General features: G+C 51.4%; 21 protein-coding genes. 7 read left to right on the top strand and 14 right to left on the bottom strand.

What is annotated here, in order from left to right; genetic code table 11:
* The 3 genes from glcF to glcD are packed head-to-tail and all read right to left on the bottom strand — an operon-like array spanning position 1 to position 3,786.
* Positions 1 to 1,224: a glycolate oxidase subunit GlcF gene (gene glcF, locus D9741_RS01555; protein WP_130218110.1), complete on the bottom strand. Its 1,224-nt coding sequence runs from the start codon at positions 1,222 to 1,224 to the stop codon at positions 1 to 3.
* A gap of 10 nt (positions 1,225 to 1,234) precedes the next feature.
* Complete coding sequence (gene glcE, locus D9741_RS01550) at positions 1,235 to 2,287, bottom strand: glycolate oxidase subunit GlcE (RefSeq protein ID WP_130218112.1); 1,053 nt, start codon at positions 2,285 to 2,287, stop codon at positions 1,235 to 1,237.
* Positions 2,287 to 3,786, bottom strand: coding sequence for a glycolate oxidase subunit GlcD (glcD, locus tag D9741_RS01545; protein WP_130218114.1), 1,500 nt, complete (start codon positions 3,784 to 3,786; stop codon positions 2,287 to 2,289). Before glcD ends, glcE begins: the two co-directional genes overlap by 1 nt.
* Before the next feature lie 250 nt (positions 3,787 to 4,036).
* Between glcD and glcC the strand changes: the two genes are divergently transcribed.
* On the top strand, positions 4,037 to 4,801 hold the full coding sequence (gene glcC, locus D9741_RS01540; RefSeq protein ID WP_130208005.1) for a transcriptional regulator GlcC: 765 nt from the start codon (positions 4,037 to 4,039) through the stop codon (positions 4,799 to 4,801).
* A 6-nt stretch (positions 4,802 to 4,807) separates the two neighbouring features.
* On the opposite strand, the gene yghO is transcribed toward glcC, so the two are convergent.
* Positions 4,808 to 5,950, bottom strand: a complete 1,143-nt coding sequence (yghO, locus tag D9741_RS01535; RefSeq protein WP_205712857.1) for a protein YghO — start codon at positions 5,948 to 5,950, stop codon at positions 4,808 to 4,810.
* A gap of 363 nt (positions 5,951 to 6,313) precedes the next feature.
* Between yghO and D9741_RS01530 the strand changes: the two genes are divergently transcribed.
* From D9741_RS01530 to D9741_RS01515, 4 genes are read left to right on the top strand one after another with little or no spacing between them, the layout of a single operon-like run.
* A complete protein-coding gene (locus tag D9741_RS01530; protein WP_240725537.1) occupies positions 6,314 to 8,035 on the top strand; it encodes a fatty acyl-AMP ligase in 1,722 nt (573 codons plus the stop codon).
* Positions 8,032 to 8,946: an NAD-dependent epimerase/dehydratase family protein gene (locus tag D9741_RS01525; RefSeq protein WP_130218118.1), complete on the top strand. Its 915-nt coding sequence runs from the start codon at positions 8,032 to 8,034 to the stop codon at positions 8,944 to 8,946. The genes D9741_RS01530 and D9741_RS01525 overlap by 4 nt, the downstream gene beginning before the upstream one ends.
* A gap of 31 nt (positions 8,947 to 8,977) precedes the next feature.
* The gene (locus D9741_RS01520; protein ID WP_001697422.1) at positions 8,978 to 9,226 is read left to right on the top strand and encodes an acyl carrier protein; all 249 of its coding nucleotides are present in this window, start codon (positions 8,978 to 8,980) and stop codon (positions 9,224 to 9,226) included.
* On the top strand, positions 9,226 to 10,398 hold the full coding sequence (locus tag D9741_RS01515; protein WP_130218120.1) for an aminotransferase class I/II-fold pyridoxal phosphate-dependent enzyme: 1,173 nt from the start codon (positions 9,226 to 9,228) through the stop codon (positions 10,396 to 10,398). Before D9741_RS01520 ends, D9741_RS01515 begins: the two co-directional genes overlap by 1 nt.
* A gap of 34 nt (positions 10,399 to 10,432) precedes the next feature.
* Here D9741_RS01515 and lptG read toward each other — a convergent pair whose 3' ends face one another.
* From lptG to D9741_RS01480, 7 genes are read right to left on the bottom strand one after another with little or no spacing between them, the layout of a single operon-like run.
* Positions 10,433 to 11,512: an LPS export ABC transporter permease LptG gene (gene lptG, locus D9741_RS01510; RefSeq protein ID WP_130218122.1), complete on the bottom strand. Its 1,080-nt coding sequence runs from the start codon at positions 11,510 to 11,512 to the stop codon at positions 10,433 to 10,435.
* Positions 11,509 to 12,579, bottom strand: a complete 1,071-nt coding sequence (gene lptF, locus D9741_RS01505) for an LPS export ABC transporter permease LptF (protein WP_130218124.1) — start codon at positions 12,577 to 12,579, stop codon at positions 11,509 to 11,511. Before lptF ends, lptG begins: the two co-directional genes overlap by 4 nt.
* Positions 12,580 to 12,609: 30 nt before the next feature.
* Positions 12,610 to 13,167 carry a YtfJ family protein gene (locus tag D9741_RS01500; RefSeq protein ID WP_130218311.1) on the bottom strand — a complete coding sequence of 186 codons (558 nt, stop codon included), beginning with the start codon at positions 13,165 to 13,167 and terminating at the stop codon, positions 12,610 to 12,612.
* 11 nt (positions 13,168 to 13,178) lie between these two features.
* Positions 13,179 to 14,003: a hypothetical protein gene (locus D9741_RS01495; RefSeq protein WP_130218126.1), complete on the bottom strand. Its 825-nt coding sequence runs from the start codon at positions 14,001 to 14,003 to the stop codon at positions 13,179 to 13,181.
* Positions 14,000 to 15,352, bottom strand: a complete 1,353-nt coding sequence (locus tag D9741_RS01490) for a lipopolysaccharide biosynthesis protein (RefSeq protein WP_130218128.1) — start codon at positions 15,350 to 15,352, stop codon at positions 14,000 to 14,002. Before D9741_RS01490 ends, D9741_RS01495 begins: the two co-directional genes overlap by 4 nt.
* A gap of 46 nt (positions 15,353 to 15,398) precedes the next feature.
* Entirely contained in the window at positions 15,399 to 16,157 is a 759-nt protein-coding gene (locus tag D9741_RS01485; RefSeq protein ID WP_130218130.1) for a hypothetical protein, read from the bottom strand.
* A gap of 31 nt (positions 16,158 to 16,188) precedes the next feature.
* The gene (locus tag D9741_RS01480; RefSeq protein WP_130218132.1) at positions 16,189 to 16,902 is read right to left on the bottom strand and encodes a dTMP kinase; all 714 of its coding nucleotides are present in this window, start codon (positions 16,900 to 16,902) and stop codon (positions 16,189 to 16,191) included.
* Positions 16,903 to 17,075: 173 nt separating this feature from the next.
* Between D9741_RS01480 and D9741_RS01475 the strand changes: the two genes are divergently transcribed.
* Positions 17,076 to 17,768 carry a dTMP kinase gene (locus D9741_RS01475; protein WP_130208019.1) on the top strand — a complete coding sequence of 231 codons (693 nt, stop codon included), beginning with the start codon at positions 17,076 to 17,078 and terminating at the stop codon, positions 17,766 to 17,768.
* A gap of 47 nt (positions 17,769 to 17,815) precedes the next feature.
* Here D9741_RS01475 and pitB read toward each other — a convergent pair whose 3' ends face one another.
* Both pitB and gss read right to left on the bottom strand, forming a co-directional pair.
* On the bottom strand, positions 17,816 to 19,315 hold the full coding sequence (gene pitB / locus D9741_RS01470) for an inorganic phosphate transporter PitB (protein WP_130218134.1): 1,500 nt from the start codon (positions 19,313 to 19,315) through the stop codon (positions 17,816 to 17,818).
* Positions 19,316 to 19,617: 302 nt separating this feature from the next.
* Positions 19,618 to 21,477: a bifunctional glutathionylspermidine amidase/synthase gene (gene gss / locus D9741_RS01465; protein WP_130218136.1), complete on the bottom strand. Its 1,860-nt coding sequence runs from the start codon at positions 21,475 to 21,477 to the stop codon at positions 19,618 to 19,620.
* A 204-nt stretch (positions 21,478 to 21,681) separates the two neighbouring features.
* Here gss and yghU point away from each other — a divergent pair, with 204 nt between their 5' ends.
* Entirely contained in the window at positions 21,682 to 22,548 is an 867-nt protein-coding gene (gene yghU, locus D9741_RS01460) for a glutathione-dependent disulfide-bond oxidoreductase (protein WP_126665286.1), read from the top strand.
* Positions 22,549 to 22,689: 141 nt separating this feature from the next.
* Here yghU and hybG read toward each other — a convergent pair whose 3' ends face one another.
* The gene (gene hybG / locus D9741_RS01455; protein WP_000334896.1) at positions 22,690 to 22,938 is read right to left on the bottom strand and encodes a hydrogenase maturation factor HybG; all 249 of its coding nucleotides are present in this window, start codon (positions 22,936 to 22,938) and stop codon (positions 22,690 to 22,692) included.
* Positions 22,939 to 22,949: the final 11 nt, after the last annotated feature.

The following is a 22,949-nucleotide window of genomic DNA, read 5'->3' as shown; positions in this document are numbered from 1 at the left end:
TTATTCCTTTTCAAGGGCTTGTTCTACAATTTCAATCCAGTGACGCACAGAGGTTCGACCGGCGCTCGCCAGATGCGTCTGGCAACCAATGTTGGCGGTGACGATCATTTCCGGTTTGCCGCTTTCCAGCGCATTCATTTTGTTATCCCGCAGCTGGCGCGCCAGATCGGGATGCGTTAATGCATACGTTCCCGCCGACCCGCAGCACAGATGGCTGTCGGGAACGTCGGTTAAGGTAAATCCCAGGCGAAGTAACACTTTTTCCACTTCGCCATTGAGCTTTTGCGCATGTTGCAGGGTACACGGGCAGTGGAAGGCCAGTTTTTTATCGCCGCGAATTGCCAGTTTTTCCAGCGGTTCCTCGCGCAAAAGTTCGACTAAATCGACCGCCAGCTCACTGACCTGACGCGCTTTATCGGCATACAGCGCATCGTTTTTCAGCATCTGCCCGTACTCTTTGACAAACGCACCGCAGCCGCTGGCAGTCTGCAAAATTGCCTCGGCACCTGCTTCAATCGCGGGCCACCAGGCATCAATATTATTTCGCGCCCGCGCTAGCCCTTTCTCTTGCGCATTAAGATGATAGTCCACCGCGCCACAACAGCCTGCTTCATTAGCTGGCGTGACGCTGATCCCCAGACGATCCAGCACTCGCGCAGTTGCCGCGTTGGTGTTGGGCGAAAGCGTAGGCTGGGCGCAACCTTCCAGCATTAAAACCCGACGCTTATGGCGCAGCGGTGGACGCGGTTTAGCTTTCACCATTTCGGCGGGCAATTTTGCTCTTATCTGTTCTGGCAAAAACGGTCGCAGCACCAGCCCTACCTGCGTCAATGCGCGAAAGACCGCCGGACGCGGCACTACCTGGCGCAATCCTTCGCGCAGCATTCGCTCCGGCAGTGGGCGTTTCACTTTCTGCTCGACAATATCACGCCCGATATCCAGCAAATTGTGATAGCACACACCAGAAGGACAGGTGGTTTCACAATTGCGGCAAGTGAGACAGCGATCGAGATGCTCCTGTGTTTTAAGCGTGACTTCGTTGCCTTCCAGTACCTGTTTAATCAGATAGATGCGCCCGCGCGGCCCGTCCAGTTCATCGCCCAATAGCTGATAGGTTGGGCAGGTTGCGGTACAAAATCCGCAGTGAACACAGGCGCGCAGGATGCTGTCGGCTTCCTGCGCCCGCGCGTTCTGCCGCATCTCTTCGGTTAACCGGGTTTGCATAGCCTGCTCCTCAAAGTTCCGCGTACATGCGACCGGGGTTAAACACGCCGCAAGGATCGAGCTGCTGTTTAAGCTGCTGGTGATAGCGGAATAAAGGAGCCGGTAACGGGGCAAAGCCACCATCTCCGGTGCTAAAACGGGTCGCATGACCGCCAGCGTTGCGGGCGATGCGATGGATTTGATTGTCATCGGCTGTCGATTTCAGCCAGCGTAACGCCCCGCCCCAGTCGATCAGTTGTTCGCCGGGTAAATCCATCATCGGCGCATCGCTGGGTAATGAAATGCGCCATAAGGTACCTGGTAACGAGAAGAACGGCAGTTGTTGTTCACGCAATTGCTGCCAGAACTGACCCACAACCTCTTCGCCACCCAGCAGTTCACGCGCTGCTTTTACCGATCCTTCACCGCCTTCAAGACGGATCCACAACGCGTTGTCGAAGTAACATAAGCCACTAATGGGTAGCGGCTGAAGTTGCCACTGGGCGATTTCGTCCATGGCTTCTTGCAGGCTGATTTCCCGACGCAGGCTCAAGGTGGCGCGCGGTCGCGGTAACACTTTCATTGAGATTTCAGTGAGCACGCCAAGACAACCGTAGCTTCCGGCCATTAATCGCGAGAGATCGTATCCGGCAACGTTTTTCATCACTTCGCCACCAAAACGCAGATGTTTTCCTGTGCCGGTAATGATGCGCGTGCCGAGGACAAAATCGCGGACCGAACCGCTCCACGGGCGACGCGGCCCCGCCAGCCCGCAGGCGACCATCCCGCCCCAGGTGGCTTCTTCACCATAATGCGGCGGCTCGCAGGGGAGCATTTGCCCGGCGCTCTCCAGCGCCGCTTCAATCGCCACCAGCGGCGTTCCGGCACGCGCGGTTATCACCAGCTCGGTCGGGTCGTAATTAACAATGCCGCGATGACAACGCACATCCAGCGTTTGCCCGGTGACAGGGCGGCCTAAAAAGGCTTTGCTATTGCTGCCCTGAATCACCAGCGGCGTTTTATTACTAATCGCCTGATTCACCTGTTCCAGCAGCGCCTGGCTGTAATCACACTCGCGTAGCATCAGAAACGCTCCAGTTCGGGGAAAGGTAAATGACCGTGATGCACGTGCATGGCACCAAATTCAGCACAGCGGTGTAGCGTGGGAATGTTTTTCCCTGGGTTCAGCAAACCATCGGGATCAAACGCCGCCTTGACTGCATGGAAGGTCGTGATTTCATCGCTGTTGAACTGGGCGCACATTTGATTGATTTTTTCGCGCCCGATGCCATGTTCCCCACTGATGCTGCCGCCAACTTCAACGCAGAGTTCGAGGATCTTCCCGCCCAGCTCTTCCGCACGGGCAAATTCACCGGGTTCGTTGGCATCGAAAAGGATTAACGGGTGCATGTTGCCGTCTCCGGCATGAAAGACGTTGGCAACACGTAAATCATATTGCTGCGATAAACGGGCAATGCCTTCCAGTACGCCAGGCAGCGCGCGGCGTGGGATGGTGCCGTCCATGCAGTAGTAATCGGGAGAGATGCGCCCCACCGCCGGAAAGGCGTTCTTGCGGCCAGCCCAGAAACGTACGCGCTCTGCTTCGTCCTGTGCCAGACGGACGTCAGTCGCGCCCGCTTTCAGTAAGATGTCGTTAACCCGCTCGCAGTCTTCCTGTACATCAGACTCCACGCCGTCCAGCTCGCATAACAAAATCGCTTCGGCGTCGACGGGATAACCGGCATGAATAAAATCTTCCGCCGCGCGGATCGACAGGTTATCCATCATCTCCAGCCCGCCGGGGATAATGCCATTGGCGATGATGTCACCAACCGCAAGTCCGGCTTTTTCTACCGAGTCAAAGCTGGCTAACAACACACGCGCCACGGGCGGCTTCGGCAGCAGTTTTACCGTCACTTCGGTGGTCACGCCGAGCATACCTTCCGATCCGGTGAACAGCGCCAGCAGGTCAAAACCAGGCGAATCCAGCGCGTCCGATCCCAGCGTCAACGCCTCGCCTTCCAGCGTTTGCACTTCAATTTTCAGCAGGTTATGTACGGTCAGACCATATTTCAGGCAGTGGACGCCCCCCGCGTTTTCCGCCACATTGCCGCCAATCGAACAGGCGATTTGCGAGGAAGGGTCCGGTGCATAATAGAGATTATGCGGCGCAACGGCCTGGGAGATCGCCAGGTTACGCACGCCCGGCTGCACGCGCGCACGGCGCCCGACGGGGTTAATGTCGAGGATCTCTTTAAAGCGCGCCATCACCAACAACACACCTTTTTCCAGCGGCAGCGCGCCGCCAGAAAGCCCGGTGCCCGCGCCACGGGTCACCACCGGCACACGCAGGCGGTGGCAAACAGCCAGAATCGCCGTCACCTGTTCCATCTGCTTAGGCAGAACAACCAGTAATGGACGCGTGCGATACGCGCTCAACCCGTCACACTCGTAAGGAGTGATCTCCTCATCGGTATGCAGGATCTCCAGTCCAGGGACATGCTCACGCAGTGCCATCAGTACCGATGTGCGGTCGACATCGGGTAAAGCGCCATCAAGACGCTCTTCGTACAAGATGCTCATGAGTAGGGTTCGCTTTGTTGTGTTGTGTGGCAGCTGATTTTTGCGCGCTGCTTCTGTGAACAGTTATTAAGCGGGCTTTTCGTTTTCGTCTATCTCTTTAGCTACCGGTCAGACCATTTTTTTTCCAGCTCTGTGACTTCGCATTGGTTAACTTAATGTTAAATTGATGTAACATAATCACTTACGTGATGTGCGTGTTTTGCGAGTTAAGAACAGAAAAATTGGTCCTACCTGTGCACGAGGTCCGGGAATGAAAGATGAACGTCGCCCTATTTGCGAAGTAGTTGCTGAAAGTATCGAACGGTTAATTATCGACGGCGTGCTGAAGGTCGGGCAGCCGCTTCCTTCAGAACGTCGACTGTGTGAAAAGCTCGGCTTCTCGCGTTCCGCACTGCGTGAAGGACTGACCGTGCTGCGCGGGCGCGGGATTATTGAAACAGCGCAGGGTCGCGATTCTCGGGTCGCGCGGCTTAATCGGGTGCAGGACACCAGCCCGCTAATTCATCTGTTCAGCACGCAGCCGCGAACGCTGTACGATCTGCTTGATGTTCGCGCATTGCTGGAAGGCGAATCGGCAAGGTTGGCGGCTACGCTGGGAACCCAGGCTGATTTTGTTTTGATAACCCGCTGTTATGAAAAAATGCTCGCCGCCAGTGAGCACAACAAAGAGCTTTCGCTGATCGAACATGCACAGCTGGATCATGCTTTCCATCTCGCCATTTGTCAGGCTTCCCACAATCAGGTGCTGGTGTTTACGCTGCAATCATTGACCGATCTAATGTTTAATTCGGTGTTTGCCAGCGTGAATAATCTCTACCATCGACCACAGCAAAAAAAGCAGATCGATCGCCAGCATGCGCGGATCTATAACGCGGTGTTGCAGCGACTCCCGCATGTCGCCCAGCGCGCCGCCCGCGATCATGTGATGACCGTGAAAAAGAATCTCCACGATATCGAACTGGAAGGCCACCATTTGATTCGTTCGGCGGTGCCGCTGGAAATGAACCAGAGTTAGCTGGAGTTAAATCTGCTTTTCATACAAGCGGTAACGCTTGTACGGCTCCGCCCCAATGCGTTCCAGCATGTTATTCATGCCTGTATTGGTTTCGAGGATCCATGACATTTCCAGCGCATCGATCTTCCGGCGAGCAAACGGATCATGTAAGGCTTCAATCAATAACAGAGCAATCACCGGGCCGATGCGGCTGAACTGATACTCGTCGCGAACCCCCATTAGCGGCACTCGCGCGGTCCGCACACCGCTGACTTTCAAGCGCCACAGCAATTTTGCCCAGCCGAAGGGAAAGAGCGATCCGTTCAGATCGGCAATCGCCTCGTTGATGTTCGGTAAGCCGACAATAAACGCGCAGGGTGCAGAATCAATCTCGGCGATGTAGATCATATCGTCCGGCACCAGATACTTAAGTTGATCGCCCATGGTCGCAAATTCATGTTCGGTAAACGGCACAAATCCCCAGTTGTGCTGCCAGCCGGAGTTGAAAATCTCACGCAGGATCTGCATCTCTTCGGCAAACCGCTGACGATTAATACAGCGAATGGTCACCTTTTTGCGCACCTGATCCATCAGTTTTTTTAGCGCCGGAGAGAAAGTGAGATCGGTTCGCTGCATCCACCACGCCAGTAAATCAATACCTTTGTGATAACCCAGTTGTTCAATATGCGCGGCATACCACGGTTTACCGTGCGGCATCATCGCACAGGGCGGTGTATCGAAACCTTCAATCAGTAATCCACTTTCCTGATTGATATTCAGGCTAAAAGGTCCGCTGATCTTGCTTGCACCTTGTGACTTCAACCACGCTTCCGCTGCGCCAAACAACGCGGCAAAAACCTGCGAGTCATCAATGGCGTCAATCATGCCGAAATGACCAGTATCTTCGCCGTAACGCTCGCGGTGTAAGGTATCGATTTGCGCGGTAATGCGCCCTACTACCTGCCCTTCTTTTTTCGCCACCCATGCCTGCCAGATGATATGGTCCGTCCCCGGATTTTTCGCTGACAGATGCTCGCTGCGTTCAATGAATAAAGGAGGGATCCAGTTCGGATCATCGGGATAAAGTGACGACGGAAAAGCGATAAATGCTTTTAAGTCGTTTTTATTTATTACTTTTTCAATTTTAATCATCAGCAGATCGCATTCCATATCTTAGTGGATAACAAATAATTAATGCTGAAAATAAACAGCAACGGACGGCACCTTAAAAATCCATTCGGTGAATGCAAGGAAAAATAAAATAATATTTATGAATAATTACGATAAACCAGAGCTACCGTTAGCCGATCAACATGACTATTGTGGACTTAATGCGACCCGCCAGGGCATTATCTTAATATATTCATAAATTAAATATTATTCACAATAAACAGAGTTAAGATTTAAAGTATTATTTTAATCAATGTTCAATATCACACCAATGAAAATACTATCTCATTTATCTTTTATGCATATATAATCCACCGCATTATTGTCACTTTATTTTTGATATCCAATTTTTTCGTGGTGTATATGTCCAATAAAATTTTTACGCATTCCCTGCCTATGCGCTATGCCGATTTTCCAACGCTTGTTGATGCTTTGGACTATGCCGCGCTGGGAAGCGCCGGAATGAGTTTTTATGACAGGCGTTGCCAACTTGAAGAAAAATTGGAATATCAGACACTAAAAGTGCGCGCCGAAACAGGAGCAAAGCGGCTGCTATCGCTGAACCTGAAAAAAGGCGATCGCGTGGCGCTGATTGCCGAAACCAGTAGCGGATTTGTCGAGGCATTTTTTGCCTGCCAGTATGCTGGATTAGTTGCCGTACCATTGGCGATTCCAATGGGCGTCGGTCAGCGTGATTCCTGGAGCACCAAACTGCAAGGTTTACTGGCAAGCTGCCAACCAGCCGCGATAATCACTGGCGATGAATGGTTGCCGCTGGTCAATGCCGCGACGCATGACAACCTCAAATTACATGTTTTAAGCCACGCCTGGTTTAAGGCATTACCAGAAGCCGATGTTGCACTCCAGCGTCCAGTTCCAGACGATATCGCCTACCTCCAGTACACCTCCGGCAGCACCCGTTTTCCCCGTGGCGTTATCATCACTCACCGCGAAGTGATGGCTAATCTACGCGCCATAAGCCACGATGGCATTAAATTACGCCCTGGCGACCGCTGCGTCTCCTGGCTGCCTTTCTACCATGATATGGGGCTGGTCGGTTTTCTCCTGACACCTGTCGCCACGCAGCTTTCGGTGGATTATTTACGTACCCAGGATTTCGCCATGCGCCCGCTCCAATGGCTTAAATTGATCAGTAAAAATCATGGCACCGTTTCCGTTGCGCCGCCGTTTGGCTATGAATTGTGCCAGCGCCGCGTGAATGAAAAAGATCTCGCTGAACTGGACCTTTCCTGCTGGCGCGTCGCTGGTATTGGTGCAGAACCCATCTCAGCAGAACAGCTCCATCAGTTCGCTGAATGTTTCCGTCAGGTTAACTTTGACGATAAAACCTTTATGCCCTGCTACGGACTGGCAGAGAACGCGCTGGCCGTCAGCTTCTCCGATGAAGCCTCGGGGGTTGTGGTTAACGAAGTGGATCGCGACATCCTTGAATATCAGGGTAAAGCCGTGACGCCAGGTGTTGAAACACGTGCCGTATCAACTTTCGTCAACTGTGGTAAGGCGTTGCCGGAACATGGCATTGAAATCCGTAATGAAGCAGGTATACCAGTAGCGGAACGTGTGGTGGGCCATATTTGCATCTCCGGCCCCAGCCTGATGAGCGGTTACTTTGGCGATCAGGCTTCACAAGACGAAATTACCGCGACGGGCTGGTTAGATACCGGCGATCTCGGCTATCTGCTGGACGGTTATCTGTATGTCACCGGGCGCATTAAAGACCTGATTATTATTCGTGGGCGTAATATCTGGCCGCAGGATATCGAATACATTGCGGAACAGGAGCCAGAAATTCACTCTGGCGATGCCATTGCGTTTGTTACCGCCCAGGAAAAAATCATTTTGCAGATCCAGTGTCGGATCAGCGACGCAGAGCGCCGCACGCAGCTTATCCACTCGCTGGCGGCGCGGATACAAAGCGAATTTGGCGTAACCGCGGCTATCGACCTGTTACCGCCCCACAGCATTCCTCGCACATCTTCCGGCAAGCCCGCCCGCGCAGAAGCCAAAAAACGTTATCAGAAAGCCGTTGCCGCCAGTTTCCATGTGCAGGAATCTCTCGCATGAATCAAACTGTCGCGGTGACGGGCGCTACCGGGTTTATCGGTAAATATATTATCGATAATCTGCTCGCCCGCGGCTTTCACGTCCGCGCATTGACGCGTACTTCCCGTGCTCACCATAACGATAACGTTACCTGGGTGCGCGGTTCGCTGGAAGATACGCATTCACTTAGCGAGTTGGTTGCTGGTACCGGTGCTGTGGTCCATTGCGCCGGGCAAGTACGCGGACACAAAGAGGATATCTTTACTCGCTGTAACGTTGACGGCAGTCTGCGCCTGATGCAGGCGGCAAAAGAGAGCGGCTTTTGCCAACGTTTTCTTTTTATCTCTTCGCTGGCGGCGCGCCATCCCGAACTCTCCTGGTACGCGAAATCCAAACACCTCGCCGAACAACGACTGGCAGCAATGGCGGACGAAATTACGCTGGGCATTTTTCGCCCAACAGCAGTCTATGGCCCCGGCGATAAAGAGTTAAAACCACTGTTTGACTGGATGCTGCGTGGCCTGCTGCCACGGCTGGGCGCACCAGATACACAGCTCTCTTTCCTGCACGTCACCGATTTCGCGCAAGCCGTAGGTCAGTGGTTAAGCACCGATTCCGTACAGACGCAAACGTATGAATTATGTGATGGTGTCGCCGGTGGCTATGACTGGCAGCGCGTGCAACAACTGGCCGCCGCCGCCCGTCATGGAGCTGTACGGATGGTCGGCATTCCTCTGCCGTTGCTCACCTGCCTTGCAGATGTCAGTACCGCGTTGAGTCGCCTGGCAGGTAAAGAACCTATGCTGACCCGCTCGAAAATTCGTGAATTAACCCACGCCGACTGGTCGGCAAGTAATAACCGTATTTCTGAAGATATTAATTGGTTTCCCGGGATTAGCCTGGAACACGCATTACGCAACGGGCTATTTTGATTGTCTTGTTTAAAGGTGTGTTAACGTTTCTATGGTAAATCGTGAAATAGTAATGGATTACATCCTTTCCTGTTTACAGGATTTGGTCGAAAACGGTGTGGAAATTAAGCCTGACAGCGATCTCGTCAACGATCTCGGCCTGGAGTCGATTAAAGTGATGGATCTCTTAATGATGCTTGAAGACAGATTTGATATTTCCATTCCTATTAATATTCTGCTGGATGTCAAAACCCCTGTGCAATTAATGGAAACACTACTTCCATGGCTGGAGAATAAATAATGGGGCTATACGATAAATATGCGCGTCTTGCGGGCGAGCGACTGCAATTTAGCGATAACGGGTTAACGCCGTTTGGCACCTGTATTGATGAAGTGTATTCCGCCACCGAAGGGCGTATCGGCAATAAAAAAGTGATTCTGGCCGGGACCAATAATTATCTCGGTTTAACCTTTAATCATGATGCCATCTCCGAAGGTCAGGCAGCGTTAGCGGCCCAAGGCACCGGCACCACCGGTTCTCGTATGGCAAACGGCAGTTATGCGCCGCACCTGGCGTTAGAGAAAGAGATTGCCGAGTTTTTCAATCGCCCTACCGCTATCGTTTTTTCAACCGGTTATACCGCTAATTTGGGCGTCATCAGCGCACTCGCCGACCATAACGCCGTGGTGTTGTTGGATGCCGACAGCCACGCCAGTATTTATGACGCCTGTTCTCTCGGCGGCGCGGAAATTATTCGTTTCCGCCATAATGACGCCAACGATCTGGAGCGTCGCATGGTTCGCCTCGGTGAACGGGCAAAAGAGGCGATTATCATCGTTGAAGGCATCTACAGTATGCTCGGTGACGTTGCGCCGCTGGCGGAAATTGTTGATATCAAACGTCGTCTCGGCGGATATTTAATTGTCGATGAAGCGCATTCGTTCGGCGTGTTAGGCGCAACGGGGCGCGGACTGGCTGAAGCTGTCGGCGTTGAAGATGATGTGGATATTATCGTTGGCACCTTCAGTAAAAGCCTGGCCTCGATTGGTGGTTTTGCCGTGGGTTCGGAAGCGATGGAAGTGCTGCGCTACGGCAGCCGTCCGTATATTTTTACCGCCTCTCCTTCTCCTTCCTGCATTGCAACCGTGCGCTCGTCGTTAAGAACCATTGCCACTCAGCCAGAGCTGCGGCAAAAACTGATGGATAACGCCAACCATCTGTATGACGGTCTGCAAAAACTGGGTTACGAGTTAAGCTCACATATTAGCCCAGTAGTGCCAGTAATAATCAGTTCGAAAGAGGAAGGTTTACGCATCTGGCGTGAGCTTATTTCGCTGGGCGTGTATGTGAATCTTATCCTGCCACCTGCCGCGCCGGCGGGCATGACGCTGCTGCGCTGTAGCGTTAATGCTGCCCACAGTCGCGAGCAAATTGATGCCATCATTCAGGCGTTCGCTACTCTGAAGCAGTAACGTGAGCCCGCCGTGGTGTTGCGCCACGGCGGGTTTAATGTTGACTGTCATACCAATACACCAGGCTCAACGCCACCAGTACAAACGCTATCGGTAAACCGAGCGCGGTAACGGGTACGCTCAACGCAAATAGCAATCCCAGATTGACCATGATTTGGTAGCTGATCCAGGTGAGTAAGCCAACGATGACGCCTACAGCGAGACGGCTACCCATCCCTGGCGAGCGCGGGGCGCTAAAGGTAAACGGTACAGCCAGCAAAATCATCGCCAGGGTTAAGATCGGTTGCCCCAGTTTTTCCCACAGTGCAAGGCGGTATTCGCTGCTGGGTTGCCCGGTTTCCTGCAAATAATGGATGTAATGATTAAGCTGACGGACAGAAAAAGTATTCCCCGGCATCGATAACTCTTCAAGATTCATACTGGTGAAGGCCGATTGCCAGGCAAGATTATCTAATGTTTCCAGCGTTTCTTTGCCATTCAGCCATTTTTTATGATTCACACCATGCAGGATCCACGTTTTGTCGTCTTCAATGGTGGCACTGCGTGCATAAATGTAGGATTCGAGCGAGAGATCGTCGCGGTAATGAAATATCTCCACGCCCACCGGCTGGCCCTGCTCGTTTAGCGATTTTACCGTCACAAATTCATTACCGCGCCTGGCCCACAGCATATTGCCGGTAATGTCATCGTCCTCCCCCAACGCGGTGGCAGTCGATTTGATTTGCAGCGCCTGTTGCTGCAATGGTGACGCCACCCACTCATCTATCGCGCCTAACGAAACAGTCCACGATATCCCGGCAACCAGCGCCACCAGTGCAATACGGAAGATAGAAAACCCCGTGCTGCGAATGGCGGTAAGCTCACTGTTTTTCGATAACTGCCCCAGGCCAACAATACCACCCAATAAGGCGATAAACGGCGAAAGTTCGACCAGTGTGCGCGGTAAGGTCATCAGCACCACCAGCACCGCCTGAGTCCAGCGATAACCGCCCGGACTGACATCATCCAGTTCGTTAATCAGGTTGAAGGTGGTAAAAAGCGGCAGCAATAGCCCTGCGGCGGCGGCAAAACCGAGAAAGAGGTAACGGATTAAATAGCGACTGAAAACATTCATCGGGAAAATTTCTGCAGCAAGGAGAAGTCGCGTGCGACCAGCATCAACAGGCCCATTAGCATGAGTCCGGGCACTAACCACAAACCAGGAATGAGGGGAATAGCGCCGTTAGCCACCAGCGTACGGCAGACGTCGCCGCCATAAAAAATGGCAACAAACAGCAACGTCAGTGGCAGTAACGTTGAAAATCGCCCTTGCCGCGGTTTTACCCGACTTAAAGAGATGGCCAGCAGAGCCATCAACAACGCTGTCAGGCCACGGCTTTGTCGCCATTGCAGTTCGGCATGATCGGCAGGAAATACAGAGCGCGCCAGTTCCGCGACCGATTTTGCTTTACGTTTGACGTTGGCACTTTGATCCAGTGGATTAAGATGTAATTGCAGATTACGGTAGATCTGTTCGTTGTCGTCACTGCCCTGATGATCGAGTATATAAGCCGTGCCGGTATGCAACATAACGGTTGGCTTCTCCGGAGAGGGGTCAACAACATCAAGCGAACGGGCGCGGAAAACGCGGGTTCGATTGGCGGTAGAGGTGTAAATCAGCGCGTCAGTCAGGCGATTATTGTCTTGATCAACCGTCTGCGAAAGGATCATTCGTCCGTTATCGTTAGTGTTAAATTTCTTTGCCCGCAACTGGCGAACATCCAGCTCCGACTGCGACTGTTGTTCCAGTTGATAAATCTGCGCATAAGCCCAGGGCCGACCATACATCGACAACAGCGTGACAAAAATGCTTAATGGAATTGCCAGATACAGAACGGCTTTATACAAACGTGTGGGACTGGCGCCCGCCGCAGAGATAGCGGTAATTTCCGAGTCGGTATACATCTGCCCAAGTGTCACACCAACCGACACATACAGGCCCACTGGAAGTAACATTTCAAGCGCTATCAGCACTTTGTAGAAAACAACATTAAGTACTACATCAAGCGCTAAAGTCCCATTGGCTGCTTCGGTCAGGTAACGCTGTGCAGAGTAACTGGCGAAGATAAAGATCAAAAAACCAACGATAATCAGCACCAGACGGCGTGTACCACGCATGATGTAGTGTTCAACCAGCTTCATCTCACTAACGCCCTCAATCCTTTGAGTTTTTTATTCATTGATCAGCTTCTGCGCCAACGCAATGACCTGATCAACCTCTTCTGGCGTCAGGCTGCCGTCCTTTGCCCACTGAATTTGCCCGTATTTATTCAGCACCAGAATGGTTGAACTCTGCTCCGGCAGTTGCCAGGCAACGCGCCCCAGACCGCTGCCGTCGATTACGAATTGCGCCCACGGATAACGACGTTTATTTTTTTCAATTTTACCTGTCACAAAATAGCCGGTGCCAAAGATGGCATCATCGGTGTTCACAATGGTGGTGGGCTGAAAACGATCCTGAGGAAAGTTTGCTGTTTCTACTGCTTTGATTAACAGAGAGTTCTTCTTCTTCGCTGACTTTCGCCCAGCGATATACTGAATAATGCGGACTTTTCCTTTCAGTTGCGTGCTGTTCCACTTTTGATAGTAAATTTCGTCATTTTTGAGCAGTAATTCGCCACCGTCCTGAATATAAACAGGTGTGACCGGTTTTCCGATGACGAAATTGTGCGCAGTGGCGCAGAACGAGAAGAGTGAAAATATCAGCGCAGTAATCAGACGAGAGGGCATCATTACTCCGGTTATAGCGGAAAACGCGAAATTAGCAGTTCTAAGCGCTGACGAATATCGCTGTCGAGTGCCACTGGCGCATCATACGATTGGCGATTGTCCAAATCATCCGCCACCATGTCGTCGTGCTTATCCCCCATCAGGCCATTAATGGCTGCCAGGAAGCGGGAAATCTGCAACGCCTCTGTATTTTCGGGATCAAGCGATCTTAGAGTGTCGTAATAAGAAACCTGCTGACTGATGATTTTTCGCACATCATGAAATTCCCTGCCGGTTAGCTGCGGCCTGGCAATAATTTCTTTCAGGATGCGCATTTGCTTCTGCCGATAAGCGATAAAACCATTAACGCTTTCTAGCTGGCTATGGCGTAATGAATAGTTCACCAGCCACCAGACAGGAGAGCTTAAATAAATACGTAACAGGTTGCCGTAATACGACACAATATTTTTCTTACCGTTACGAAAACCATCCTGAAAACGCCCCAGAAAAACGGTCGTTTTGCCAAATAAAAAACCAGCCTGATGCTTCTTTAAATACAGCCGTTGCGCAAAACGCAGATGCTTGTAGCGCGCTCGCATGTATTTATACTGTTTGCGTTCTTCGTCGGTAAGAGGGTCACCTTTAGCCTGCTTCAGGGTCAGGTGGAGTAACGCCTTGCGATTGACGCCGTCCAACCAGAATCTCAGGCATAATGCATAATTATCATGAATAATTTCCGATGAACAACGCAGTGCGATCGTTGGTGGTAAGCTAACTTGAGCGTCAACAACATCATCTTCTTCGACCGCGATAAATAAACGCTCACTGACCTCAAGTGGAAAATATTTTTTCATCATTGGGATTTTTCTCCCACTGCGTTATAGGCCAATAAATGGCGTTGAAAGAACGCCTTTAATGTCGGAATTAACGAGAGCACCACATCAAGACATTGCCCACCGAAGTAAGCAAATGCTGCCCCCAGCACGCCAAACAGATGGCAGAACATGAACAGCAACACGATGTAGCCGATAGAGGCGATGGTTTGCGCCACGAGAAAAGCACGCTGTTTCCCCGCCATTAGCAATAATGACTCCTGTGGGAAGCCCAACATCGAAATAACAATGGCTCCGAGCATCACCTGGATCAGGTCATACGCTTCGAGATACTTAACACCAAACACCAGTGAAATAAGTGGCTTGCCAACGATTAACACGGCCAGCGCCACCAGAATGCCAATCCCACCTGCCAGCAATCCAGACTTCACGCCCAGGAGCCACGGTCTGGTAGTTCGTGGATCTAAGCGCATGACTTCAGGGTAAAAACTCTTACCCAACAAACTGGCGGGCGTCCCTGCGGCATCGAAGAATGTCATGGCGATTTTAAATAACCCGGCAGCAGCTGGCCCTAATACGATCCCCACCAGTACCGTGCTACATGAATTACGCGCCGACCAAATGGAATGGGCAATGTTGGTTGACCAGACAAAACTCCATGCGCCTTTGATGTGTCGGGCAGACTCAAACAGATTCAATTTGAAGGCGTTATGGATATTTCTGCGGCGTAATTCGCGCGCGGCAAACCACCAGTACATGGTGCCGCCAACCAGATTCGATGCGTACCACGCGATAACAAAACCCGCAAAACCAAAGTCAAAATACCAGGCTACGACGCTCCCCGCCGCACGCAGAAAAGGTTTCGTCGCCTGCTGTACAGCAATCAAATCGAAGCGATCTACCGCACGCAGAATGCCGGTCGGCGTGGAGGAAGCCATTGAAGGAATGAGCGTGCAATAGAGCGCCGCCAGCCAAAAACTTTGGTCATCCAGACCTAATGAATGGGAAAGGAATGGCAGTAAGGCAATGCCGCCGACAATCGCCACCGCGCCGCTGACGATATCCAGCGAGAAGGAAAATGAGACGACATTGCGGAATTGCTGGGGATTATTGTTGGTTAATGCTGGCGTTCCGTACTGCACCACCAACTGCCATGTCTGAAACTTAATAAAATCACTAATCGACTTGGCATAAGACTGTATGACGACAAGTACGCCAAACATCGCTGGCGTCATTCCTTTACCGGCGCACGAAAGCGCCAGTAAGCCCAGCAAGGCGCTCACGACATTACTGGAACCTAACCAGGCGCTGTTACGAATAATGGTGCGAAAGGCTCCATCTGCAAACCAATGTTTGATGTTAAAACCTGCCAATTCAGCCTGACCTTATCGTTGAAAAATGAAAAATATCCAGCCTGCCTTAAGTCAAGCTTCGGCGGTCAGAAACGATGGCAACCAGAGAAACCGCTTTCAGTGCCTGTTCCAGCACTTCGCTGTAGGGCGCTCTGGAATCAATCTCTAAAATTTTTGTGCCGTTATAGCCAATCTTCGACATGACGCCGATTTTGTCCTGCAATTCGGCATAGTCATGGTCAGGCTTGCGGGAAATGGCAGTATCAATATCAATCCCCAAACGAATGATTAATTCAGGACGGTACTGCGCCATTTGTTGGTATAACTGTCGCTCGCGCTGCGCCAGAAATTGGTTGATTTTCCCGGTCGCGCGCTCGACGCCAATCCCCGGCCCGTCATAATAAAAACCGGAAATTTCCGCCTGCGGAAAGCGATCGCTGACCACCAGAACGCCGCTTTGCGCCAGTCGCTGAACCTTGCGCAGATTCGCCATTCTTCGCAGCGAGAAGCAGTACATAATCACCGCCGCCCAGAGCGCCGGAGAGCGAGTTTTCATGCTTTGGGTTTTCGAGGATTTTGCCGCCAGTCGCCGCTCCAGCCAGACACCAACCAACGGTAATCGTTTGATTTTGTCACCGTCTTCGCCCGAGAGCAGCCCCAGATAGCGCCGCTCGGTTTGCCAGTGCTGTTGCAATGATTTCACCAGATCGGTGGTCAGAGTAGATTTACCGGTGCCATCGCACCCGACCACCGCAATTAGCCCCGGAATGTAGCTGGGCTGCGGCGCGGTAGTGCTGTTAACAGCTTGCGTTTGTAGTGCATCCATTCTTTAAATCATCCCCTATCCATTTTGGTGATCAGGAAAGTGCGGCGTGAATTGCACGTAATGACGCTTGCAGGATTTCATCGGCTGGTTGCCGACCATCCAGTTCAAGGATCCTGGCGCCGTTGAAAGTCAGTTGCGGCGTAACGGCGATTTTTTCCTGTAAAGCCGCCAGTTGATGGTCAGGTTTACGCGAAAACGCGGTTTGTTCATCAATGCCAAGACGAATCAACAATACGGGCAAATAAGACGCCATCCATTGGTACAGCTTCAGCTCGCGCTGCCTTAACATTTTTACCCAGCCATTACCGCCTTCAGTTTTAGCCAGTTGTGGGCCATCAAAACGAAAGCCAGGGACTTCAACCTGCGGGTAACGGTCGGTAATCAACAAAAAGCCTTGCTGGCTTTTTCTCAACATTTTGCGAAACTTGTACGCCCGCCAGCAGGAAAGCAGATAGATAACCAGCGCGGTAATATTGCCGGGCGGTGTTGAGGGCTTTTCATGTACATGAGCTGCCTTACCCCGCAGATAACGCCCAAAAGGGGCGCCAATTATAGGGAACTGTGAAATCCATTCGCCAATTCGTCCGGAAGACTGCCCAAGATAAATTTGTTCTGTTGGCATTATTGCTGCCAGTTCATTCACCAGGCTTGCCGTGAGGGTCGATTTACCTGAACCATCACATCCCACAATGGCAATAACACGCACTGGCATGGAATTAATTATTGACATATTACGTTGATTCACGAAAAACCCGGCAGCAAATAATGTATTGAATATTACGTGGTCCGTGCTCAGAATATCCGTTCAACCTTATTGTGACAATGGTTAATTGTGACATTGACCTGAATTACGCTTTCATTAAAACATATTAACCAGATAAATATTTGGGATGGATATTTAAATTTAAGGATATATTCATGCAGTCTATAACACCTCCATTAATAGCCGTTATTGGTAGTGATGGTTCAGGCAAGTCAACGGTTTGTGAACATCTCATTACCGTTGTCGAAAAATATGGTGCCGCAGAAAGAGTTCATTTAGGAAAGCAAGCCGGAAATGTCGGTCGTGCAGTGGTAAAACTGCCCTTAATGGGAAAATCGCTTAATAAATCAATTGAACGCAATAAAGTGAAAACAGCGAAAAAATTGCCTGGGCCAGTTCCGGCGCTGGTAATTACAGCGTTTGTCGCCCGCCGCTTACTGCGCTTTCGTCATATGCTTGCCTGTCGTCGTCGCGGGTTAATTGTTTTAACCGACCGTTATCCACAGGACCAGATTCCTGGCGCTTACGATGGTACGGTGTTCCCGCCTAACGTTGAAGGTGGTCGTTTTGTGTCATGGCTGGCAAGTCAGGAACGTAAAGCATTTCACTGGATGGCGAGCCATAAGCCTGATCTGGTCATCAAACTCAATGTCTCCCTGGACGTGGCCTGCGCGCGTAAGCCTGACCACAAACGAGAATCTCTGGCGAAGAAAATTGCCATAACGCCAAAGTTAACCTTTGGAGGCGCGCAACTGGTTGATATCGATGCCAATCAACCGCTGGAACAAGTGCTGGTTGATGCGGAAAAAGCGATAATGGATTTTATGACAGCGCGAGGTTATCGCTAGTCAGAAGTGATAATGCCCGATCGCAGGACCGGGCATTAACAGGAAGGTTAGATAAGCTGCAATGCAATCCAGTACAGACTACCAGACAGAAAAATTGCCGCCGGTAAGGTAAACACCCACGCCATCAGGATACTGGTTACCGTTTTACGCTGTAACCCACCGCCATCTACCACCATCGTCCCCGCCACCGCAGAAGAGAGTACGTGAGTTGTGGAAACAGGCATCCCAATATAACTGGCAAGACCGATAGATACCGCCGCCGTCATCTGCGCCGCCATCCCTTGCGCATAAGTCATGCCGCGCTTACCAATTTTCTCACCGATGGTCATCGCTACACGGCGCCAGCCAATCATGGTGCCAATACCGAGTGCTAAAGCCACCGCCATGATTATCCACACTGGAGCATATTCAATGGTGCTTAACATATCGCTGCGCAGTTTTTTCAGCAGGCTCTGGTCTTCTTTGCTAACGCCTGGCAGTTTCGCCAGCTTCGCAGAGGTATCAGAGATGCAAAGCATAATACGGCGTAGCTGACTGCGTTGACTTACGTTTAACGGCTCGTAGCTTTCCATATTACCCGGCAGCATCGTTTTGACGCGCGCAATCGCATCAAAGGTATTTGCCGGATGACAGTGAAACTCCGTCGCTTGCGTGCCATCAGTCGATGCCGCAGGCAATGGAGGTTCCATCGCAATTAACTTCTGCGGCAGTTCAGGATGCTGTTGCAGATAGTGTTCGAAGTTAGTCACTGCATCGCGGGTACGGGTAATTTCATAACCAGACGCATTCATATTGACGACGAAACCAGCGGGCGCTATCCCCACCAGCACCAGCATCACCAGGCCGATCCCTTTCTGCCCGTCGTTCGCGCCGTGCGAAAACGCCACGCCCGCAGCGGAAACAATCAGCGCAATACGCGTCCAGAATGGCGGCTTACGTTTGCCTTTTTTCTTTTTGCGATCTTCAGGAATGCGGTGAATACGGTCACGCTTTTTCGTCCCGCTCCAGAAACGGCGCAGCAGGAAAATCAGACCACCCGCAATGACCAGGCCGACGATGGGGGAGACAATTAACGAGGAGAAAATCTTGGTCACTTCACGCAGGTTTAACGCATCCATCACCGACGAGCCGGTTAACAGCGCGTTGGTCAAGCCGATGCCGATAATCGCGCCAATCAATGTGTGTGAACTGGAGGCCGGTAAACCAAAGAACCACGTTCCCAGGTTCCAGATAATCGCCGCCAGCAGCATGGAAAAGACCATCGCCAGACCGTGGGTTGACCCCATATTCAGCAACAAATCAGTTGGCAACATATGGACGATGGCATAGGCGACGCTAAGTCCGCCAAGCAATACGCCAAAAAAGTTAAAAAATGCCGCCATCACCACGGCAAGCTGTGGCTGCATGGCACGAGTATAAATAACGGTTGCCACCGCATTCGCCGTGTCATGAAAACCATTGATTGCTTCGTAGAACAACACAAATGCCAGAGCAAGTAATAACAAAAGCCCTGTGTATATATCAAGGCCAACAAATAAATTTAGCATATATTAGATTACGCCATTTTGAATTTACGAACGGACGCATTATCAGTGACTTTAACGGCATGGGCAAAGTGAAATATCATTTTTTAACGATAAAAAGAGTGTTATTTCTTTAGTATCAGATAATAAGTTGCTATTCAAAATTTTAAGAAATAATTAATGGCGAATCATTTCAATCATTAATACATTCATGTTGTGAATTTATTAACTTAATGCATTTCAATATTCAATATTTTGAGCATTCCATGAACGATTTTCCGTGCTGATTATTTTTGATAATCAGCACGGGTTTGCGAAAAAGTCTATTACTCTTTCAGCACAATTAACGGCTCAATATCACTCTCTTTTTTGATGACCAGAGATTCATCGCCGCGCAAACACGTCCCGCCGTAGTTGCCGCCCACGGTGAAGGTACATACCTGAATGTATTTACCGTCCACTTTTGGCAGGCACCACAGTTGCTGGTAGATATTTTTCTGCTCGGCAAATTTACCGCTGGTTTGGTCGAGCACCTCTTCATGATGGCTGACCAGGTCGATATTGCTACCACAGCGACCGGCAATCGGTTTCACGGCGTAACCGGTTTTCACCAGTTCATCATTAACAGTGAAATCGGTATCCAGCAGATAACGATGATGCGGGAACAGCGACCAGAGAATTGGCAGAATCGCTTTGTTGCCAGGGATCACCGTCCACAGCGGTTCAAAGACCAGCACTTCCGGACGCAGCAGAACGTCGATCAGGCGCACTTCATTTTGCGGATGACCGGTACGAATCGGTACTGCGGCAAACTCACGGTCGCTGACTTCGCGAATCTGATCAAACGCCGTTTCCCACGCCCAGGTCTTCCACACGCAGTTAACCAGTCGCCCTTCCCCATCAATCAGTTGTCCGGCAGCATCCCAGCCCAGTTCATCTAGCCCGCGCAAGATACGCGTTTCAAAGCCCGCCTGTTGCAGCGCCTGCTCCATAAACTGCGCGTGATAGTTTTCCTCGATATCTTTGTCCTGCATGATATGGACAAACGGACGCGCGCGACTGTGTTTCCACGCGCCAGCCAGTTCGTTAATCAGCCCTTCCGCCGGATTGAAGCCATTGCCTTTATAGCCCTGCTCCGCCCAGCGTTCGAGGATCAAGCCCGCTTCAGTATGACAAGAGGCTGAATCGGCGTTGTATTCATAGACCTTCAGGCCACGTTCATCCATACAGAAATCCATACGACCGGTGATCATATGGTGGCGACGACGCTGCCAAGAAAGGCGCAAACGCGGCCAGAGGATTTTCGGAATGTCGAACAGCGCCAGCAGGTTGTCATCTTTCAGCACTTTATCGGTGGCGTGAAGATACATCAGGTGCAGCTCGTTGGTGGCTTTAACCAGCTCCTGTTCGGCGCTCTCCGTAATGGTGTAGTAATGATACGGATCCTGATTGATCACCTGACCGTTCGCCTGCACGTAGGCGTTTTGAAGCGGATCTTTTTCATCCAGCCATTTACCGTCAAACTGGCCATTGTCTTCCAGGCGCGCTCCGCTGATCTTCAACAAATCGCCTGCAATTTCCGGCTGTGGCAAGCTGTATTCGGTATCTTCCGTCTGAATCATCCAGCCCAGAATAGTGGTGTCATCGAAGGTGTCTTTGAGGGTATAGCAGCCGTTTTCTACCACCATCTCCAGCTCGCGCGTCCACTGTTGCCCTTGCGGCAACGGGGAATGAATCACGTTCTGTTCCGCAATACGGACTTTGTTGCCATGCAATTGGGTAATGATGGCGACATGGCCGGTGTCTTTAAATTCACCGCCTTTATCCCAGATAAGAAGCGCGCCCGCGACCGGCGCACGCGGCGAACCGTTAGGAAATGCCTGCAATGGCAGAATGTTGTCATTAACCACTTCACGCAGGAAGCGCAGCGAGAAAATCTCCCACGCCATGCCCACGTCAGTGAAGACCACACCGTAGTTCAGAAAGAGAAAACGGCGAGCAAACTCAACGCATTGCCATTTGTGGCCCATATATTCGTCGTCGATATAGCTACGGAATACGGCGTCATCTTCGTATTCCTGCGGATCGAGAGAACTGTAATCTGAAGAGTAGATTGCTACACCACCGGGGGCGTAGCCCAATAACGTCCCGAACGGGGCATCCTGGCTGGTCGTTCCTTTGCTCATCACTTTACCTTTAACAATACAACCTAAGCAGTTGGCGTAATTGTTGTGCTCTGATTACCTGCTCAGCGACATTAACCGGACAGAGGTTAGACTTATCATACACCTCAACGCAGCGGCTGGCGCAAAGGGTTAAAAAATTCACATTCTGTACAGCAAGTGACCTGCTACACTGCTTCAACACTACCACTCAGAAGGCAACTCACTATGGCAGACAATACTTATCAGCCCGCGAAAGTCTGGACGTGGGATAAATCCGCTGGCGGCGCGTTCGCCAATATCAATCGCCCGGTTTCTGGTCCGACACATGAAAAAACGCTGCCCGTTGGCAAACACCCATTGCAACTCTATTCGCTGGGAACGCCGAACGGTCAGAAAGTAACGATTATGCTTGAGGAGCTGCTGGCGCTGGGCGTCACCGGCGCAGAGTACGACGCGTGGCTGATTCGCATTGGCGATGGCGATCAATTCTCCAGCGGTTTTGTCGAAGTGAACCCGAACTCGAAAATTCCCGCTCTGCGCGATCATACACATAACCCGCCGATCCGCGTGTTTGAGTCAGGATCGATTCTGCTTTATCTGGCCGAGAAATTTGGCTACTTTCTGCCGCAGGATCTGGCGAAGCGAACTGAAACGATGAACTGGCTGTTCTGGTTACAGGGCGCGGCACCGTTCCTCGGCGGTGGTTTTGGTCACTTTTACCATTACGCGCCGGTGAAAATTGAGTACGCCATCAACCGCTTTACCATGGAAGCCAAGCGCCTGCTCGACGTGCTGGATAAGCAACTGGCGCAGCATAAGTTTGTCGCGGGCGATGAGTACACCATTGCGGATATGGCGATCTGGCCGTGGTTTGGCAACGTGGTGTTAGGCGGCGTGTATGATGCCGCAGAGTTTCTTGATGCGGGCAGTTATAAGCACGTGCAACGCTGGGCGAAAGAAGTGGGCGAACGTCCGGCAGTGAAACGTGGGCGTATTGTTAACCGCACCAACGGGCCGCTGAACGAGCAGTTGCATGAGCGCCATGACGCCAGTGATTTCGAGACAAATACGGAAGATAAGCGTCAGGGGTAAGGGTTAGCGTTCGTCGCAGCAAGCCATCCAGACCGATATAGGCCGGATAAGGCGTTCACGCCGCATCCGGCAATCGAGCACAATGCCTGATGCGACGCTCGCGCGTCTTATCAGGCCTACGACAGCATCCGGCTTTAATCATCACGCGCTGGTAATGTCGTAATCCATTTGGCGCAGCGCGTCTAATGTGGCTTTGGCTTCATCTTCGTCGATGATGCTCATGGCAAATCCGACGTGCACCAGTACCCACTGGCCCAGCAGATCGGCAGGGTTACCTTCGCAAATCAGGGCGATATTCACGTCGCGCTTGATACCACATACTTCAACCTGCGCAAGCTGGTGAATATCTTCACCGACAGCCAGCACCTGGCCTGGAACGCCAATACACATTGTTAACTCCG

Origin of the sequence: Escherichia sp. E14V7 (genome assembly GCF_004212225.1) — a bacterium.
Lineage (GTDB): Bacteria > Pseudomonadota > Gammaproteobacteria > Enterobacterales > Enterobacteriaceae > Escherichia.
The sequence above is the reverse complement of the archived record's forward strand: the minus strand, read 5'-3'. Positions and strand labels throughout refer to the sequence as shown.

Bases quoted from the DNA above. Each gene is read 5' to 3' on its own strand.
- lptG (WP_130218122.1), bottom strand. From the start codon at position 11,512: ATGAATGTTTTCAGTCGCTATTTAATCCGTTACCTCTTTCTCGGTTTT.
- gss (WP_130218136.1), bottom strand. From the start codon at position 21,477: ATGAGCAAAGGAACGACCAGCCAGGATGCCCCGTTCGGGACGTTATTG.
- glcE (WP_130218112.1), bottom strand. From the start codon at position 2,287: ATGCTACGCGAGTGTGATTACAGCCAGGCGCTGCTGGAACAGGTGAAT.
- D9741_RS01495 (WP_130218126.1), bottom strand. From the start codon at position 14,003: ATGATGAAAAAATATTTTCCACTTGAGGTCAGTGAGCGTTTATTTATC.
- D9741_RS01475 (WP_130208019.1), top strand. From the start codon at position 17,076: ATGCAGTCTATAACACCTCCATTAATAGCCGTTATTGGTAGTGATGGT.
- D9741_RS01525 (WP_130218118.1), top strand. From the start codon at position 8,032: ATGAATCAAACTGTCGCGGTGACGGGCGCTACCGGGTTTATCGGTAAA.
- D9741_RS01515 (WP_130218120.1), top strand. From the start codon at position 9,226: ATGGGGCTATACGATAAATATGCGCGTCTTGCGGGCGAGCGACTGCAA.
- D9741_RS01485 (WP_130218130.1), bottom strand. From the start codon at position 16,157: ATGGATGCACTACAAACGCAAGCTGTTAACAGCACTACCGCGCCGCAG.
- yghO (WP_205712857.1), bottom strand. From the start codon at position 5,950: ATGGAATGCGATCTGCTGATGATTAAAATTGAAAAAGTAATAAATAAA.
- glcD (WP_130218114.1), bottom strand. From the start codon at position 3,786: ATGAGCATCTTGTACGAAGAGCGTCTTGATGGCGCTTTACCCGATGTC.
- lptF (WP_130218124.1), bottom strand. From the start codon at position 12,579: ATGAAGCTGGTTGAACACTACATCATGCGTGGTACACGCCGTCTGGTG.
- glcC (WP_130208005.1), top strand. From the start codon at position 4,037: ATGAAAGATGAACGTCGCCCTATTTGCGAAGTAGTTGCTGAAAGTATC.
- hybG (WP_000334896.1), bottom strand. From the start codon at position 22,938: ATGTGTATTGGCGTTCCAGGCCAGGTGCTGGCTGTCGGTGAAGATATT.
- pitB (WP_130218134.1), bottom strand. From the start codon at position 19,315: ATGCTAAATTTATTTGTTGGCCTTGATATATACACAGGGCTTTTGTTA.
- D9741_RS01520 (WP_001697422.1), top strand. From the start codon at position 8,978: ATGGTAAATCGTGAAATAGTAATGGATTACATCCTTTCCTGTTTACAG.
- glcF (WP_130218110.1), bottom strand. From the start codon at position 1,224: ATGCAAACCCGGTTAACCGAAGAGATGCGGCAGAACGCGCGGGCGCAG.
- D9741_RS01530 (WP_240725537.1), top strand. From the start codon at position 6,314: ATGTCCAATAAAATTTTTACGCATTCCCTGCCTATGCGCTATGCCGAT.
- yghU (WP_126665286.1), top strand. From the start codon at position 21,682: ATGGCAGACAATACTTATCAGCCCGCGAAAGTCTGGACGTGGGATAAA.
- D9741_RS01500 (WP_130218311.1), bottom strand. From the start codon at position 13,167: ATGCCCTCTCGTCTGATTACTGCGCTGATATTTTCACTCTTCTCGTTC.